Raw genomic sequence first — 15,055 nt, forward strand, 5'->3', positions numbered from 1 at the left:
CTCTCCTTGTCGGCTGAGAGGGTGAGTGGGGTGGGACAGGGGGAAGCCGGTCAGCGGCCGGGAGCGGACGTGACCAGCAGACTCGTCGCGGCGAGAACGACGAGGACGAGCCCCGTCTCAGCCGCGACCGAGTAGACGAAGGGCCGTACGGTGGCGCGGTCCCCGCGCAGCAGCACGGCGATGTCGAGCCGGGTGCGCACCCAGCTCCGGCTGCCCTGGGCGATCAGCAGCACGGCGGCCAGGACGGCCAGTTTGAGCAGCAGCAGGCGGCCGTAGCCGGTGTGGAACAGGGCCCCGAACGAGCCGAGGATCTGCCAGGCCAGCACCGCTCCGGCCACAGCGATCGCCGCGACGGACACGCCGGCCAGCGTGGAGTAGCCCGACACGGCGGCCGACAGCTCATCCGGGCGCCGTCGCGGCAGCACCCCGAGGAGCAGCAGGGTCAGCCCGCCCAGCCACACGGACACGCCGAGCAGGTGCACCAGGTCGGCCACCGCCCCCCAACCCGGGTGCGTACCCTCGGCGTTGTGGCCCGCCATGCCGGTGGTGCGGAGCAGTCCGAGGGCGACCGCGAGAGCACCCACCCGCCAGCCCGGCGAGCGTGCGGTCCGCTCACCACCCTGGAGGAGGGCGGCGAGCACGATTGCGGCGAGCACCCACATCAGCACCCGGCAGGCGGCCACGACGCCGACCTCCGTACCCAGCAGATCCCGGTACGTGGCCAGGTGAAGGACATCCCCGATCGTTCCCATCGCTCCGTACGCGCCCTCAAGCCCCGGCGCCACCACGCCGGTCGCGAGCCCACCCGCCCAGGCGAGCGTGAGGATGCGGCGGGTACGACGATCCTGGGCGCCCTGCGGCCAGAGCAGTGCGAGGAAGGCGAGGCCGCCGATGTAGAGGGCGAGGGCGAGGTATCCGGCCCACCGAACGGTCGCCCAAGCCGTGCGCACGTCGGCGGAAGGCGCGGGTGCGGATGCGTCTTCGGAGGCGGGCGGAGCCGTCGTCTTGGCGGTGAGCGGGAAGGAGAGTGTCCCGGAGGTCGGATGACCGTCCTCCAGGTCGCGCACCTGCCAAACCAGGCCGAGCCGGTCCTGCCCGGTCGCCTTCGGAACGGCCACCACGATGACATTGCCGTGGCCATCGCCCTGGTCCGGACGGGACACCACGAGCCGCTTGCCACCGGCACTGACGCGGACGTCGGGCAGGTCGACCGGCTCACTGAAGGTCAGGCGCACCGTGGCCGGCGTGTGCGTGAGCCGAGCGCCGTCCTTGGGCGAGGAGGACTCCAGTTCGGTGTGGGCCGAAGCGGCGGGCGCGAGCAGCAGCAACACGGCGACGGCGGCGACGGCGGTCAGGGCAGTCGTCCACAGGGACACGGCGCGGTGTCTCACTCCTCTCACGGGAGCACCTCTCACGGGAGCACCTCCGGCAGCACCGAGGGCGACGGTGCGACGCCGACGCACAGCGACGAGAGACCGGTGGCCGACGGCGACGAGGACGGAGAGGGCGTCGGGGAAGCCGTGACTGCGGAGGCGTCCGCTCCGAGCAGACCGTCCAGCAGCCCGGTCACGGCGGTGAGCGTTCCGCTCAGCAGCGGCTGCACGAGGTGCACCTCCCCCTTCCGGCAGCCGTCCGACGGCGACGGAGAAGGAGTGGGGGAAGGCGCGGACGGAGGGTGATCGGGTGGCGAATCGGAGGGGCCGGGCACGGGCATCCCGCCTCCGTCCCCGCCGCCGGCGTCGGAACCGCCGTGGCCGCCGTGCTCACCGGAAGAAGACGTGTCGCTGACGACGGGAATTCCGGCACCGCCGCCTTCGGCCCAGGAACCCACCGATGAACCGGCCCCCATATCGCCACCGGGATTTCCGGAATCCCCGGAGGCCGCACCCTGGGAAGGGCCGACGGGAGGGGACGGAGCCGGGGCTGCGGGCGGTGTGGCGGTGCCCAGGGCCGTGGGTGCCGGCGCGCCGATGCCGGAGGCGTATCCGAGCACGACGATCACCGCCGCGACCAGCGCCCCCGCCACGATCTCGTCGCGATGGTCTCCCGGCCAGGACGCCCTGGCGAAAAAGGACATGGCCCCTCCTGACGCTGTGCGTGAAAGGCAGTGCCCAGGAGTGGACCGGGACGAGGATTCCCCCCAGCTACGCGTCAGTTAATCGCCCGTTTCAATGCCTCAGGGTCGACCCCTGCCGGACTGTGAGAACGGACCTCCCCGTACCAAACCAGTGCATCGCATTCCATGAAGAAAATGGAGGGCATGTGAATTCGAACGAATTCCTCATTTATTCCTTCACGGAATCACCGCGAATGCATATGCAGGGCTCTGCCTTATGCGGAGGCGGTCACCGGTCGACTGTGCGGCCCCGCTCGACAGTCACGGCAGCGTCCGGGTTCCGGGGCGCGGACGGCCTGCCCGACATGGGCGGCCCGGACGTCTGCGGCAGGCTGTGCACCCGCTCCGCCGTACCGATCGTCATGATCACCGCCCGGCTGTCGACCGGGGTCGGTCAGGCGCCCGCGACGGGCGCCTCTTCCCGCTCCGGCTCAGTGCCGGTGCCGGCGGTGTCGCTCAGGCCGAGGCGGAGGTGCTCGACGTGGTAGACGGCCTGGTCGAGGAGTTCGGCGACGTGGTTGTCGTAGAGGGAGTACACCACTGAGCGGCCCTTTCGGGTGCCGACGACGAGGCCCAGGTTGCGCAGCAGGCGCAGTTGGTGGGAGCAGGCGGACTGTTCCATGCCGACCTCGGCGGCCAACTCGGTCGCGGGCAGGGGGCCTTGCCGCAGGCGGGCGAGGATGAGCAGCCGTGAGGGGGTCGCCAGTGCCTGGAGGGTGGTGGCGACCTTCGCCGCGCTGGCGGCGTCCAGGTGTCCGCGCGGGACGCTTCCGGCTGGCGGTGCGGCTCCATGACCCATGCGCACATGGTACGGGGCACCTCCCATGAACACATGAATGTCTCTTCATTCGTTCCTGCTACGGTGGTGGGGCCGGACCGTGTTCCGCCCCCGATCCGTGAAGGACCCCGTGTCGATGTCTTCCACTCTCACCCGCCCGGCGCCGCCCGGCGCGGTCCGCGAGGCGGTGGCGCCACGGCGGCGCACCCGTGTCTTCACGCTGCCGGAGGCCCGGTGGGCGGCGACCGCGCTGGGGCTGTTCCTGATCGCGCTGCCGCTGTACCTGACCGGGGCACCCGCGTGGTCGTGGGGGCTGTTGTTCGGGGCCGTCTACGTCACCGGTGGTTGGGAGCCGGGTTGGGCAGGCCTGCGGGCGCTGAAGGAGAAGACCCTGGACGTGGACCTGCTCATGGTCGTCGCCGCGCTCGGTGCGGCCGCGATCGGGCAGGTAATGGACGGGGCGCTGCTGATCGTCATCTTCGCCACCTCCGGTGCGCTGGAGGCGATCGCCACCACCCGCACCGCGGACTCGGTGCGCGGGCTGCTCGACCTGGCCCCCGCCACCGCCACCCGTCTGATGGATGACGGCCACGAGGAGACCGTGCCCTCCGAGCAGTTGCGGGTGGGTGACACGATCCTGGTGCGGCCAGGTGAGCGGATCGGTGCCGATGGGCGGGTGCTGGACGGGGCCAGTGAGGTCGACCAGGCCACGATCACCGGCGAGCCGCTGCCGGTGGCCAAGGGGACCGGGGACGAGGTGTTCGCCGGCACCCTGAACGGCACCGGCGCGCTGCGGGTGAAGGTGGAACGGGACCCGTCCGACTCCGTGATCGCACGGATCGTCGCCCTGGTCGAGGAGGCGTCCAAGACCAAGGCGCCGACCCAGCTGTTCATCGAGAAGGTCGAACAGCGTTACTCCCTGAGCATGGTCGCGGGCACGGTGGCACTCTTCGTGCTGCCGCTGCTGTTCGGCGCCGACCTGCGGTCCACGCTGCTGCGCGCGATGACCTTCATGATCGTCGCTTCGCCGTGCGCGGTGGTACTGGCCACCATGCCGCCACTGCTGTCCGCGATCGCCACCGCCGGCCGCCATGGCGTGCTGGTGAAGTCGGCCGTCGTCATGGAACGCCTCGGCCAGGTGGACGCCGTCGCGCTGGACAAGACGGGCACCCTGACCGAGGGCACCCCACGGGTCACCGACGTCCGCCCGCTGACCGGGTCCGGCCTGAGCGAGCAGGAGGTCCTGCGGCTGGCGGCGGCGGCCGAGCATCCCAGCGAGCACCCGCTGGCCCGCGCCGTCGTGGACGCAGCCCGCACCCGTGGTCTGGACATTCCGCCGGTCGATGACTTCGTCTCCGCTCCGGGCACCGGCGTCACCGCGACGGTGGCCGGCCGCGCGATCGCGGTCGGCAGTCCCGCTCGCCTGCTGGACGCCGGCACTCACCCGGCCGCGACGGTCGCCGCCGGCCTGGAGGAGGAGGGTCGCACCGCGGTTCTGATCACGGCTGACGGCACGCCGGTGGGAGTGATGGGCATCGCCGACCGGCTGCGCGAGGAGGCCGCCGCCACCACCGCTGCGCTGGGTCGCCTGAGCGGCAGCACCCCGATGCTGGTCACGGGGGACAACCCGCGCGCCGCCGCCCGGCTTGCCGCGGAAGTCGGCATCACGGATGTGCGCGCCGGTCTGCTGCCGCACGAAAAGGTCGCCGCGGTGCGGGAGCTGGAGCACGCCGGACGCAAGGTGCTCGTGGTGGGCGACGGCGTGAACGACGCTCCCGCGCTGGCCGCCGCCCACACCGGCATCGCCATGGGCCGGGCCGGATCCGACCTGGCCCTGGAGACCGCCGACGCAGTCGTCGTCCGCGACGAACTCGCCACCATCCCCACCGTGATCGCACTCTCCCGCCGGGCCCGCAGCCTGGTGGTGCAGAACCTGGTGATCGCCGCCGTCTTCATCACCGGCCTGGTCCTCTGGGACCTCGCGGGCACCCTGCCGCTGCCTCTGGGCGTCGCCGGACACGAGGGCTCCACCGTCATCGTCGGCCTCAACGGCCTGCGCCTGCTGACCGACCGCGCCTGGCGCCGCGCCCGAGGGGGGATCGACCAGTGAGCCGCCGCGTCCGCACCACCGGCCCGGCCGCAGCGGCGCAGCCGGCCCGCTGCACGGTCACCGTCTGCCGCGGCTGCTGCTGCGGCACCTCGAAGATCCCTGGCCTGGACCATGCCGAGCAACTCGCCAGGCTGCGGCAGGCACTCGCCGACACCGCACAGGTCCGGGTGACCGGATGCCTGGACGCCTGCGAGCACGGCAACGTGATGGTCGTCCAGCCCTCCGCCACGGGACGGGCGGCCGGCGGCCGGCCGGTGTGGCTGGGGCTGGTCAACGACTCGGACGCCACCGCCGACATCGCCGACTGGATCACCGCAGGCGGCCCCGGCCTGGCCGACCCGCCCGGCATCCTCGACCTGTACGCGTTCACACCGTCCCGGCGTATTCGCCGTGCTGTCGAGGGATGACCCGACCTGGTAGCGGCCTCGGCCGAGGAGCCTGTACGGCCCCTCTCATGTCACTGCCTGACCGACAGACACCTCTCGCCGCACCCACTGCTGTTATCGGCGCGTTCCCAACACATCGAGGTAGTGCGGGTTGTGCATGAAGCCCAAGATGTTCCCGAAGGGATCGGTCACGGCGGCGGTGACGAAGCCCGCGCCGCGGTCCGTGAGTGGTTGGTACTCCTTTGCCCCCAGGGACAGCAGCCTTGCGAGAGTTGCGCTCACATCGTCGACATGCCAGTACACGACAGCACCGCTTGGCCCGGTCCCCGAACCGGCGGGCGCGTAGCGGCTGTCGATCAGCCCCAGCTCGTGCTGGTAGTCGCCGAGACGAAACTCGGCGTACCCAGGCCGCTCGAAGTACGGCTCCACACCCAGCAGTTCTGTGTACCAGTTCTTCGCTGCCGACAGATCAGCGGCCCAGAAACTGACGGTGGTGAGTCCTCTCAGCATGGATGTCCCCTTCCCTCCCGCCGCGGATACCGCATCCCGGCCGATGCCGTGACTGTAGGCGCTGGTTAGGTCAGATTCTGTCCTCATTACGGGGACGATTCTCGGGAGGCTGGTGCGGCTCCGCACTGCCGCCCACTGGTCGCCACCAGGCGAACCCCGGCCACGACGCCCCGCCTTTCAAAATGACAGAAGCGCGAACCCTACCGAAGCTCATGGTGAACGCATGGGCCATGCATGAGGACGGCTCGCGTTACGACCACATCCCGCCTGGGATGCGGCAGGCACTGATGACGCACTCGCCCGGGTATGGCGGCATTGAGGGCAAGCCGGCCGAGCGCTGAGCCATCATGTTCGCGGAGGAGCGCGACAGCCGGCCCCCGTCCATCCTCATCGCCACCCTTTCGCGCACGATCCTGCCGTGGGCCGCGGAGTGGCTCCTCTCCCCCTTACGGAACTGTGGCGGGTCATGGGCGCTGGGTGGGCGGCGGTCACCGTTGCGCCGTGCCACAGCTCGCGGGCCTGACAAAGGCGATAAGCCGTTCTGCCGGGCAGTGCGTGCCCAGCGCCTGATCTTGCGGAGCGTGTCCGGGAGTCAGATCCGAACTCGGCTCGAAAGCGACTCCCAAAACGACCCCAGGAACCACTCAGGGGCCCGACCCGCACTGCGGATCAGGCCCCTGACCTGGTACTTCACTGTCGGGGTGGCGGGATTTGAACCCACGACCTCTTCGTCCCGAACGAAGCGCGCTGCCAAGCTGCGCTACACCCCGGTGTCGCTGCTGTCGCGGCGACGACGTTTACTTTAGCCCACTGGTGGCTGGAGACGAAATCCGGTTTTCCGGCGGCGGCGCGTCGGGTCCGGGCGGACGTGGTCGGCGAGGACCAGCAGGAGGGCCAGACCGAAGAAGGCCAGGCCGAGCAGGAGTGCGTTGGCGAGGGTGCTCTTGTAGCCGAGGTGGGCGACGTCCATGAACGGATAGAGGTAGCGCGCCTGCGCGGTCGGTGGGAGCAGTGCGCCGCGGGCCAGGGTGAAGATCAGGTACGCCAGCGGGTAGAGGAGCCAGCGCGTGGCGTGCTGCAGGCCCAGGGGAGCCGGGCGGGTCAGCAGCAGCCAGTCCAGAAGGGCCGCGATCGGGGTGACCGTGTGCAGCACCTGGTTGGCGAGTGCGGACCAGATCGTGGGCCGGTCCGTCATCGAGAAGGGGCCCGGCTCGTGCACCAGGAGCACGTGGTAGACCAGGCTCGCGATCAGGGCGTAGAACAGCGTGCCGCCGGTGATCAGCGGAGGCAGCGGGTAGCGGGCCGTTCGGGCCCGCCAGGCCGACAGGGTGAAGGTCACGGCCAGCAGCACATTGGCCTGGATGGTGAAGTAGCTCAGGACCCGGGCGGGGCTGCCGAGGGCCAGGTCCGCGGCCACCGCCACCGCGGCCGTCAGCGCCACCAGCAGACGGTAGCGGGCCGCTGCGGGGCGGCGTACGGGGGCGACCACGGCCGCGGCGGGGACGATGGACGGTGCGAGCGTCGGCTTGCCCGGCACCGCGGGGAGGTCCGGGATCTCCTTGGGTATCGGCGCGATCATGCCCTCACGCTAAGCGGATGGGGCAGAAGGGGCGATACGGGATGGTCCGGGTGGGGTATGGCTCGGGCTACGCCTCGGGCGACGCCTCCCTCTCCACCAGCGTCAGCAGCGTCGCCTCCGGAGGGCACGCGAACCGTACCGGCGTGTAGCGGTTCGTGCCGCAGCCCGCCGACACGTGCAGGAACGACGTCCGGCCCTCAGCCGTGTGCCGTGACAGGCCCTTCACCCGGTCCGTGTCCAGGTCGCAGTTGGTGACCAGGGCGCCGTAGAAGGGGATGCACAGCTGGCCGCCGTGGGTGTGGCCGGCCAGGATCAGCGGGTAGCCGTCCGCCGTGAACGCGTCCAGGGTGCGCAGATACGGCGCGTGGACCACACCCATCGAGAAGTCCGCCGAGGGGGACGGGCCGCCCGCCACGCGCGCGTACCGGTCGCGCTTGATGTGCGGGTCGTCCACGCCCGTCAGCTCGATCTCCAGGCCCTCGATCTTCAGGGTGCCCCGGGTGTTCGTCAGGTTCAGCCAGCCCGCGTCGAAGCTGTCGCGCAGCTCCTCCCAGGGGTTGTGGATGGCGCCGACCACCGGCGGATTGCCGTTCAGACCGTGGTGGCCCCTCGCCTTCTCCACCAGGTAGCGGGCCGGGTTGCGGAGCCTCGGGCCGTAGTAGTCGTTCGAACCGAAGACGTACGCCCCCGGGAACTCCAACAGCGGCCCCAGCGCGTCCAGCACCTCCGGCACACCCTCGGGGTCGGAGAGGTTGTCGCCGGTGTTGATCACGAAGTCGGGGCGCAGGCCCGCCAGTGAGCGCAGCCAGCGCTGCTTCTTGCGCTGTCCGCTCACCATGTGGATGTCGGAGACCTGCAGGACGCGCAGCGGGTGTGCCCCCGGGGGCAGCACCGGGACCGTCACCCGGCGCAGCCGGAAGGAACGGGCCTCGAAGCCGGCCGAGTAGAGCAGTCCGGCGGCGGCAACCGCCGTGATTCCCAGGGGTACTCCGTATCGTGCGCGCATACGACCATCGTGTCAGAACCGGCGGCCGCCCCGCGTTCACCTGTGGACAACCCCGACCCGGCGGCACCCGCGATCGGCACCCACGGCCCCGGTCACCCACCGCGCCCCGGAAATGTACGGGCAGTCGCCCCACCGCACCTGCGACAATCAGAGGCATGACCACGCTCAAGTCGAAGCTCCAGGAAGACCTCAACGCCGCGATCAAGGAGCGCGACGAGCTCCGCTCCTCGACGCTCCGGCTGACGCTCGCCGCGATCACCAAGGAGGAGGTCGCGGGCAAGGAGAAGCGCGAGCTCTCCGACGAGGAGGTCACCAAGGTGATCACCCGTGAGGCGAAGAAGCGGCGGGAGGCCGCCGACGCCTTCGCTCAGGGCGGTCGCGCCGAACAGGCCGAGCGGGAGAAGGCGGAGGGCGAGGTGCTCGCCGCGTACCTGCCCAAGCAGCTGTCCGACGACGAGCTGCGGCAGATCGTCGCGCAGGCCGTGGAGGAGGCGAAGGCGGCGGGCGCCGAGGGCCCGCGCGCCATGGGGCAGGTCATGAAGATCGTGAACCCCAAGGTGGCCGGCCAGGCGGAGGGCGGCCGCGTCGCCGCCGTGGTCAAGCAGCTCCTCGCGAGCGGCTGAACCGGCCGCCCGCTCGCGGGCGCACAAGCCGACGGGGGCGCTCCTCTCACCGAGAGGAGCGCCCCCGCTGTCGTGAGAGGGGCTACCCCCTTCGCCCGCCGGTGCCGTTCCCGTTGCCGCCGTTTCCGGTGCCCTGGATGAAGCCGTCGGGGAAGGAGAAGGTGGGCGTCGGGAGCTGTCCGCCGGTGGTACCGCCGCTGTCCGCCGCCCCGCCGGTGGTCAGGCCGCCGATCAGCCCGCCGATCGTCTGCTGCCCGCCGTTGGCGTTGCCGTTTCCGTGGCCGTCGCCGTTCCCGTTGCCCTTGTCCCGGTCGTGGTCGTCCGGGATGTCGACGAGGTTGAAGTCCGGGGCCGGCTTGCCCGCAAGCGCGTCCGTCATCATGTCGCGCCAGATCGGGCCCGGGACCTTGCCGCCGTAGACCTTGTCCCAGGTGACGCCGCCGATGGTGATGTTGTACATCTGTCGCTTGTGCGCCGGGTCGCCGACCCAGACCGCGCCCGCCATGTTCGGCGTGTAGCCGACGAACCAGGCCGCGTACCGGGAGTCCGTCGTGCCGGTCTTGCCCGCGCTCGGGCGACTGCCGAGGCCGGCTTCCGTACCCGTACCGTCCTCGACCACGCCGTTCAGAAGCGTGTTGATCGTGTCCGCGGTGGTCTCCGACATCGCGCGCGAGCACGTCGACTTCGGGACCGGCAGAGACTTCTTCTGCTTGCCGACGGTCTGAGTGATCGACTCGATCGCGACCGGCGTGCAGTAGGTGCCGCGGTCGGCGAAGGTCGCGTACGCGCTCGCCATGGTCAGCGGCGCCACCTCCTGCGTGCCGAGCGCGATCGACGGGGCCTGGGCGATGGGCGCGCCGTCGGCGCGGTGGAAGCCCATCTTCTTGGCCGTGTCTATCACCGGGCAGATGCCGATGTCGCTGATCAGCTGCACGTAGTAGGTGTTGACCGACTTGGCGGTCGCCTCCTTCATGCGGTACGGGCCGTGCTCCGTCTTGCTCTCGTTGGTGAGCTTGGTGCCGTCCGTGTTCTTCCACTGCTTGCCGTCACAGGCGGAGACCGGGCTCGGGTACTCCATCTCGTACGGCGACGAGTACTCCTGGGTGGCCGGCTTGCCGCCCTCGATGGCGGCCGCGGCCACGATCGGCTTGAAGGTCGAACCGCCCTGGTAGCCGGCGCCGCCGCCCATGTCCTTGTCCACGGACAGGTTGATCTGGGTCTCGTCCTTGCCGAAGCCGTACGGACGGGACTGGCCCATCGCGAGGATCTTGCCGGTGCCCGGTTCGACGATGGTCGCGGCCGTGGCCACCTCGTCGCTCTTGTTGACGTGGTTCTTGATGGACTTCTGCACCGAGTCCTGAGCCTGCGGGTCGAGCGTGGTGCGGATCGTCAGACCGCCCTCGTTCCAGGTCTTGGCCCGCTCCGCCTGGGTCTTGCCGAAGATCGGGTCGTTCAGGAACACCTCGCGGACGTAGTCGCAGAAGAAGCCCGCGCCCTTGACGGCCGTGATGCAGCCGTTCTTCGGCTGGCTCACGTGCAGGCCGAGGCCCGTCGCCTTGGCCTTGTCGGCGTCCGCCTGAGAGATGTCGTGCAGGTCGGCCATGCGCTGCAGCACCACGTTGCGCCGCTGCTTGGCCTCCGCCGCGTCGTTCACGGGGTCGTAGCGCGTCGGGGACTGGACGAGGCCCGCGAGGAGCGCGGACTCCTGAAGGTTCAGGTCCTTGGCGTGCTTGGAGAAGTAGCGCTCGGCGGCGGCCTCGACGCCGTAGGCCTGCTGGCCGAAGAAGGTGATGTTCAGGTAGTTCTCGAGGATCTTCTTCTTGCCGAGCTTCTCCTCGATCTGGATCGCGTACTTGAGCTCGCGGACCTTGCGGCCGAGGGTCTGCTGGGTGGCCTGGGCGACCTTGGTCGGGTCGTCGCCGGCCTCCTCGATGAAGTAGTTCTTCACCAGCTGCTGGGTGAGCGTGGAGGCGCCCTGGGCCACTCCGCCGCTCTGCGCGTTCTTGTTCAGCGCGCGCAGGACGCCCTTGAGGTCGATCGCGCCGTGCTGGTAGAACCGCGAGTCCTCGATGGCGACGATCGCCTTCTGCACGTACGGCGACATGTCCTTGAGGTCCACCACCGTGCGGTCGCGCGAGTAGACCGTGGCGATCTGACCGCCCTGGCTGTCCAGGATCGTGGTGCGCTGGCTGAGCTGGGGGCTCTTCAGATTGGCCGGGATGTCGTCGAATCCCTGGACCGACCCCTTGGCCACGAGTCCGAGCGCACCCGCGGCGGGCAGCGCGATGCCGGCCATCACGGCCCCCGCGAGCACACTCACTCCGAGGAACTTGGCGGCCTGCTGCACGGGGGACTGCCCCCCGCCCGAGCGCTTTTTTGGCATGAGGGCAGCCTAATCCGTAGTTATGAGCGTTCCGACGGAGCGGGTGCTTCTCGGGGCGTTCGAGTACCAGACCGTGACATCCAAGTGCAGCCGGGCCGCGGAGGCCTCAACGTAGATCGGTGCACGGTCTGGTGCGAGTTGTGGTGGCGGTCACGTGGGCGCCGGGCGGACGCTTCGTACGCGCCCGGCCCGAGATGCCTATGGCTAGACAATGCGCCGTCCGGCGTCTCCGTGGCCGCCACCACAAGCGGTGTTGGCGCCCGTCGGCGCTGGACGTATGCCCAAAACTCACCCGGCATCGATGCCTATTAAGAGAGCGGCGGCGTCCAGGGCCGTCGCGCGTCAACACCTCTCGACTTGATCACGCGTTTGTGGTGGTGGTGCGAGCCCATCGCACGGTGACCTCTCGATGCGCCCGAGCCGTCTGAGCTCTCGCATAGACCGAGGCCCGTGGGATGCGCTGGTGCCACGAACGGCTAGTGAGGTGGCGGCCCGACCGCGACGCGGTCGAGGCCTGGGATTAGGTCGCTGCGTGGCCCGCATGCGCTCGTGACCAGCGCAAACACCGAACTCTGGGGAGGGGAACCTTGATCTACTGCGGAATCGACTGGGCGGAACGAACCCACGATGTCGCCCTGGTCGACGACACCGGCCAGCTGCTGGCCAAGCGACACATCACCGACGACGCTGCCGGCTACAAGATCCTGCTGGAACTGCTCGCCGAGTACGGCGACAGCGAGGAGGACCCGATCCCGGTCGCGATCGAGACCTCCCGCGGCCTGCTGGTGGCCGTCCTGCGGACCGGCACGCGCAAGGTGTACGCGATCAACCCGATGGCCGCCGCCCGCTATCGCGACCGGCACTCCGTCTCGCGCAAGAAGTCCGATCCCGGCGACGCCCTGGTCCTGGCGAACATCCTCCGCACCGACATGCACGCCCACCGGCCCCTGCCCGACGACAGCGACATCGGCCGCGCGATCAGCGTCCTGGCCCGCGCCCAGCAGGACTCCCTCTGGAACCGGCAGCAGCTCGCCAACCAGCTCCGGTCTCTGCTGCGCGAGTACTACCCCGCCGCCCTGGCCGCCTTCGCCGCCTGGGCCAACGGCCTGTGCCGTCCCGAGGCCCGCGAACTCCTCAAGACCGCCCCGACCCCGGCCCGGGCCGCGCGCCTGACTCGCACCCAGATCCAGGCCGCGCTCAAGCGAGCCGGCCGCCAGCGCGGCATCGAAGCCGAGGCCGAGCGCCTCCGCGAAGTCTTCCGTGCCGAGTGGGCCCACCAGCCTCCACTGATCGAGGAAGCGCTCGGCAAGCAGATGCTCGCCCTCCTCATCCAGCTGGACGCTGCCTGCACCGCCGCCGACCAGCTCGCCGAGGCGGTGGAAGAGGCCTTCCCCCAGCATCCGGACGCCGAGATCCTGCTGAGCTTCCCCGGCCTCGGCATCCAGCTCGCCGCCCGCGTCCTGGCCGAGATCGGCGACGACCGCACCCGCTTCGCCGACGCCCGCGGCCTGAAGGCCTACGCCGGCTCCTCGCCCATCACCCGCGCCTCCGGCAAGAAGTCCGCCATCACCAGACGCTGGGTGAAGAACGACCGCCTCAACCACGCCGGCTACCTCTGGGCCTTCGCCTCACTCCGGGCATCTACCGGAGCCAACGCCCACTACCGGCGCCGACGCGAACAAGGCGACTGGCACGCCGCCGCCCAGCGCAACCTCTTCAACCGCATGATCGGACAGCTCTACCACTGCCTGAAGCAGGGCAGGACTTACGACGAGTCGCTCGCCTTCGGCGCCCCTTCCTCCGAGGCTGTTGTCAGAGCGGCTTGAGCTGGTCAGCGTGGAGTGAGGCAGGCTTCGAGGGCGGCTCGCTGTTGCGGGCGCAGGTGGTCGCCGAGGGGGACTTTCCGGGGGCTGTGTTCGCCTTCGCAGAGCCAGCTCTGTTCGTCATCATCGAACCACCAGTCCTCGGCGCCCCACATCGGGTGTCCCTGGAGCAGGTGTCTGGCCAACGTCTCGCTCGACTCAGGAGCACCCTGAGCGATGAGCGCTTGGACCACGGCGGTCACTGCCTCGTCCGGAACCGCCGCGTCGCCGAGAACAGGCAGAAGCAGGAGGAGACGGGCGTGAGAGTCGGTGACGCCTTCCGCACCCGGTGGTGCCTCCACCAGGGCGGCGAGCTCGGGCCAGCACAGCCCCGGGCCGATGCGGTCCTGATCGTCGCTGGCCAGAACGAGATCCTGGCTCCAGTCGGGATGCGTGAGGAAGTAGTCCGTGGTCGTGAACTCCTCGCCGCTGTTGAAGTGCACGACGATCGCGAAGCCGCCAGCCAATGGCACCGTGAACATGGGCCACGCCGACGGGTCGTGGAGCCTGTCGAGCATGGCGTCCGCGTCACCCGCGTCCGATCCGAAGGCTTCCGGCTCGAACCCCTCGGCCAGGTCCGCCAAGTACGCAGGCCAGAACCCCGGCTCATCCAGGAGCGGGTGCCCGTCCACGACGGGCGACGAGGAGTACCAGTGCCGTGCCATCACCATGCCGGGATTCTCTCCAAGCGCGGTCGGGGCTGTTCGAAGCCCCCGGCCCTCACGGCCGACTGGCTTGACGGCATAGCAACGTGAGGTGTCTACGTTCTCATTCGCCGGACACGCGTACAGGCCTTGGCCTAAGCTGCTCCCAACTGTCACAGCGGTAGGGCCACGTATCAAGTACGTCCGGCGACCCCGAATCGTTCCGGTGTTCCTCGAACTTTCTTGGCGGATGCGTGCCCGGATTCGCCTTGTGTGTCATCAGGCGTCCGTTGTGACGCCACTGAACTGTCCTGGTTTGTCCGGAAAGTAACGTTCGTTACCAGCTCACTCCCACGGGTGATCTGCCGTTTACCCATAGTCCGTTCGGACCATTCAAGATTGGGCCCGAAGGGGGTGTTGCGCTGTCCCCTCCTTCCGTAACGTCCTCAACTGGCGGCGGTGAATATGCCGCTGCCGCCGTGGGGGAGCCTCGATTCGGGAGAGGACGGCGCCGGTATGGGCTGGGTAACCGACTGGAGTGCGCAGGCGGCCTGCCGCACTACCGATCCGGATGAACTGTTCGTTCAGGGAGCAGCGCAGAACAGGGCCAAGGCGGTGTGCACCGGATGTCCGGTACGCACGGAATGCCTGGCGGACGCGCTGGACAACCGCGTCGAGTTCGGCGTGTGGGGTGGCATGACGGAGCGGGAGCGCCGCGCACTGCTGCGCAGGCGGCCGACCGTCACCTCCTGGCGTCGCCTGCTGGAGACCGCGCGTACGGAATACGAGCGCGGGGCGGGCCTGCTGCCCCTCGGTGAGGAAGAGACGTACGAGAACTACGCGGCGGTGAGCTGAGGGCGGCCACCGTCCGAGGCGGGCGCCCGCCGCCGACGGCGGGCAACGGACACCTCATGGTGCCCTCGGCGTGCCATCCACTCCGACCTGGGTCTTCTCGCAGGGGTCCTTCGACGGTCCTGTTCGAGGGCCCTCTTCAAGGAGGGCGCCGCCGGGCGCGGTTGTGTCATGGCCTGCGGGACCGCGCGTCTGTGCCACGCGGG

The 15,055-nt window shown here is 69.9% G+C and carries 13 protein-coding genes and 1 tRNA gene; 5 read left to right on the plus strand and 9 right to left on the minus strand.

Annotated elements, in window-relative coordinates; all coding sequences use genetic code 11:
* Positions 1-50: 50 nt before the first annotated feature.
* From C3488_RS04235 to C3488_RS04250, 3 genes are all read right to left on the minus strand, one after another.
* The gene (locus C3488_RS04235; RefSeq protein WP_258053285.1) at positions 51-1,400 is read right to left on the minus strand and encodes a copper resistance protein CopC/CopD; all 1,350 of its coding nucleotides are present in this window, start codon (positions 1,398-1,400) and stop codon (positions 51-53) included.
* Between the two features lie 11 nt (positions 1,401-1,411).
* Complete coding sequence (locus tag C3488_RS04240) at positions 1,412-1,603, minus strand: hypothetical protein (protein WP_146067830.1); 192 nt, start codon at positions 1,601-1,603, stop codon at positions 1,412-1,414.
* 907 nt (positions 1,604-2,510) lie between these two features.
* Positions 2,511-2,915, minus strand: coding sequence for a metalloregulator ArsR/SmtB family transcription factor (locus C3488_RS04250; protein WP_103837968.1), 405 nt, complete (start codon positions 2,913-2,915; stop codon positions 2,511-2,513).
* A gap of 115 nt (positions 2,916-3,030) precedes the next feature.
* On the opposite strand from C3488_RS04250, the gene C3488_RS04255 reads away from it, so the two are divergent.
* Complete coding sequence (locus tag C3488_RS04255; protein WP_103837929.1) at positions 3,031-5,004, plus strand: heavy metal translocating P-type ATPase; 1,974 nt, start codon at positions 3,031-3,033, stop codon at positions 5,002-5,004.
* Entirely contained in the window at positions 5,001-5,411 is a 411-nt protein-coding gene (locus C3488_RS04260) for a hypothetical protein (protein WP_103837930.1), read from the plus strand. The genes C3488_RS04255 and C3488_RS04260 overlap by 4 nt, the downstream gene beginning before the upstream one ends.
* Positions 5,412-5,504: 93 nt before the next feature.
* On the opposite strand, the gene C3488_RS04265 is transcribed toward C3488_RS04260, so the two are convergent.
* The 4 genes from C3488_RS04265 to C3488_RS04280 form a co-directional block, all read right to left on the minus strand.
* Complete coding sequence (locus tag C3488_RS04265) at positions 5,505-5,900, minus strand: VOC family protein (protein ID WP_103837931.1); 396 nt, start codon at positions 5,898-5,900, stop codon at positions 5,505-5,507.
* Between the two features lie 696 nt (positions 5,901-6,596).
* Positions 6,597-6,670 (minus strand) — tRNA-Pro (locus C3488_RS04270).
* Between the two features lie 32 nt (positions 6,671-6,702).
* On the minus strand, positions 6,703-7,479 hold the full coding sequence (locus C3488_RS04275; RefSeq protein ID WP_103837932.1) for a Pr6Pr family membrane protein: 777 nt from the start codon (positions 7,477-7,479) through the stop codon (positions 6,703-6,705).
* Positions 7,480-7,546: 67 nt separating this feature from the next.
* Positions 7,547-8,485, minus strand: a complete 939-nt coding sequence (locus C3488_RS04280) for a metallophosphoesterase (RefSeq protein WP_103837933.1) — start codon at positions 8,483-8,485, stop codon at positions 7,547-7,549.
* A 155-nt stretch (positions 8,486-8,640) separates the two neighbouring features.
* Between C3488_RS04280 and C3488_RS04285 the strand changes: the two genes are divergently transcribed.
* Entirely contained in the window at positions 8,641-9,108 is a 468-nt protein-coding gene (locus C3488_RS04285; protein WP_103837934.1) for a GatB/YqeY domain-containing protein, read from the plus strand.
* A gap of 82 nt (positions 9,109-9,190) precedes the next feature.
* Here the strand turns inward: C3488_RS04285 and C3488_RS04290 are convergent, their stop codons facing one another.
* Complete coding sequence (locus tag C3488_RS04290) at positions 9,191-11,491, minus strand: transglycosylase domain-containing protein (protein ID WP_181138868.1); 2,301 nt, start codon at positions 11,489-11,491, stop codon at positions 9,191-9,193.
* 587 nt (positions 11,492-12,078) lie between these two features.
* Here C3488_RS04290 and C3488_RS04295 point away from each other — a divergent pair.
* Positions 12,079-13,317 carry an IS110 family transposase gene (locus tag C3488_RS04295; RefSeq protein ID WP_103837936.1) on the plus strand — a complete coding sequence of 413 codons (1,239 nt, stop codon included), beginning with the start codon at positions 12,079-12,081 and terminating at the stop codon, positions 13,315-13,317.
* A gap of 5 nt (positions 13,318-13,322) precedes the next feature.
* On the opposite strand, the gene C3488_RS04300 is transcribed toward C3488_RS04295, so the two are convergent.
* Positions 13,323-13,937, minus strand: coding sequence for a hypothetical protein (locus C3488_RS04300; protein WP_146067831.1), 615 nt, complete (start codon positions 13,935-13,937; stop codon positions 13,323-13,325).
* Between the two features lie 576 nt (positions 13,938-14,513).
* Here C3488_RS04300 and C3488_RS04310 point away from each other — a divergent pair.
* On the plus strand, positions 14,514-14,852 hold the full coding sequence (locus C3488_RS04310; RefSeq protein WP_181138869.1) for a WhiB family transcriptional regulator: 339 nt from the start codon (positions 14,514-14,516) through the stop codon (positions 14,850-14,852).
* The last annotated feature ends 203 nt before the right edge of the window (positions 14,853-15,055 follow it).

Origin of the sequence: Streptomyces sp. Ru72, from assembly GCF_002920635.1 — a bacterium.
Taxonomy (GTDB): domain Bacteria; phylum Actinomycetota; class Actinomycetes; order Streptomycetales; family Streptomycetaceae; genus Streptomyces.

Excerpts from the sequence above, each read along its gene's own strand:
- C3488_RS04250 (WP_103837968.1), bottom strand. The coding sequence starts at position 2,915 with ATGGGTCATGGAGCCGCACCGCCAGCCGGAAGCGTCCCGCGCGGACAC.
- C3488_RS04255 (WP_103837929.1), top strand. The coding sequence starts at position 3,031 with ATGTCTTCCACTCTCACCCGCCCGGCGCCGCCCGGCGCGGTCCGCGAG.
- C3488_RS04265 (WP_103837931.1), bottom strand. The coding sequence starts at position 5,900 with ATGCTGAGAGGACTCACCACCGTCAGTTTCTGGGCCGCTGATCTGTCG.
- C3488_RS04275 (WP_103837932.1), bottom strand. The coding sequence starts at position 7,479 with ATGATCGCGCCGATACCCAAGGAGATCCCGGACCTCCCCGCGGTGCCG.
- C3488_RS04280 (WP_103837933.1), bottom strand. The coding sequence starts at position 8,485 with ATGCGCGCACGATACGGAGTACCCCTGGGAATCACGGCGGTTGCCGCC.
- C3488_RS04285 (WP_103837934.1), top strand. The coding sequence starts at position 8,641 with ATGACCACGCTCAAGTCGAAGCTCCAGGAAGACCTCAACGCCGCGATC.
- C3488_RS04290 (WP_181138868.1), bottom strand. The coding sequence starts at position 11,491 with ATGCCAAAAAAGCGCTCGGGCGGGGGGCAGTCCCCCGTGCAGCAGGCC.
- C3488_RS04310 (WP_181138869.1), top strand. The coding sequence starts at position 14,514 with ATGGGCTGGGTAACCGACTGGAGTGCGCAGGCGGCCTGCCGCACTACC.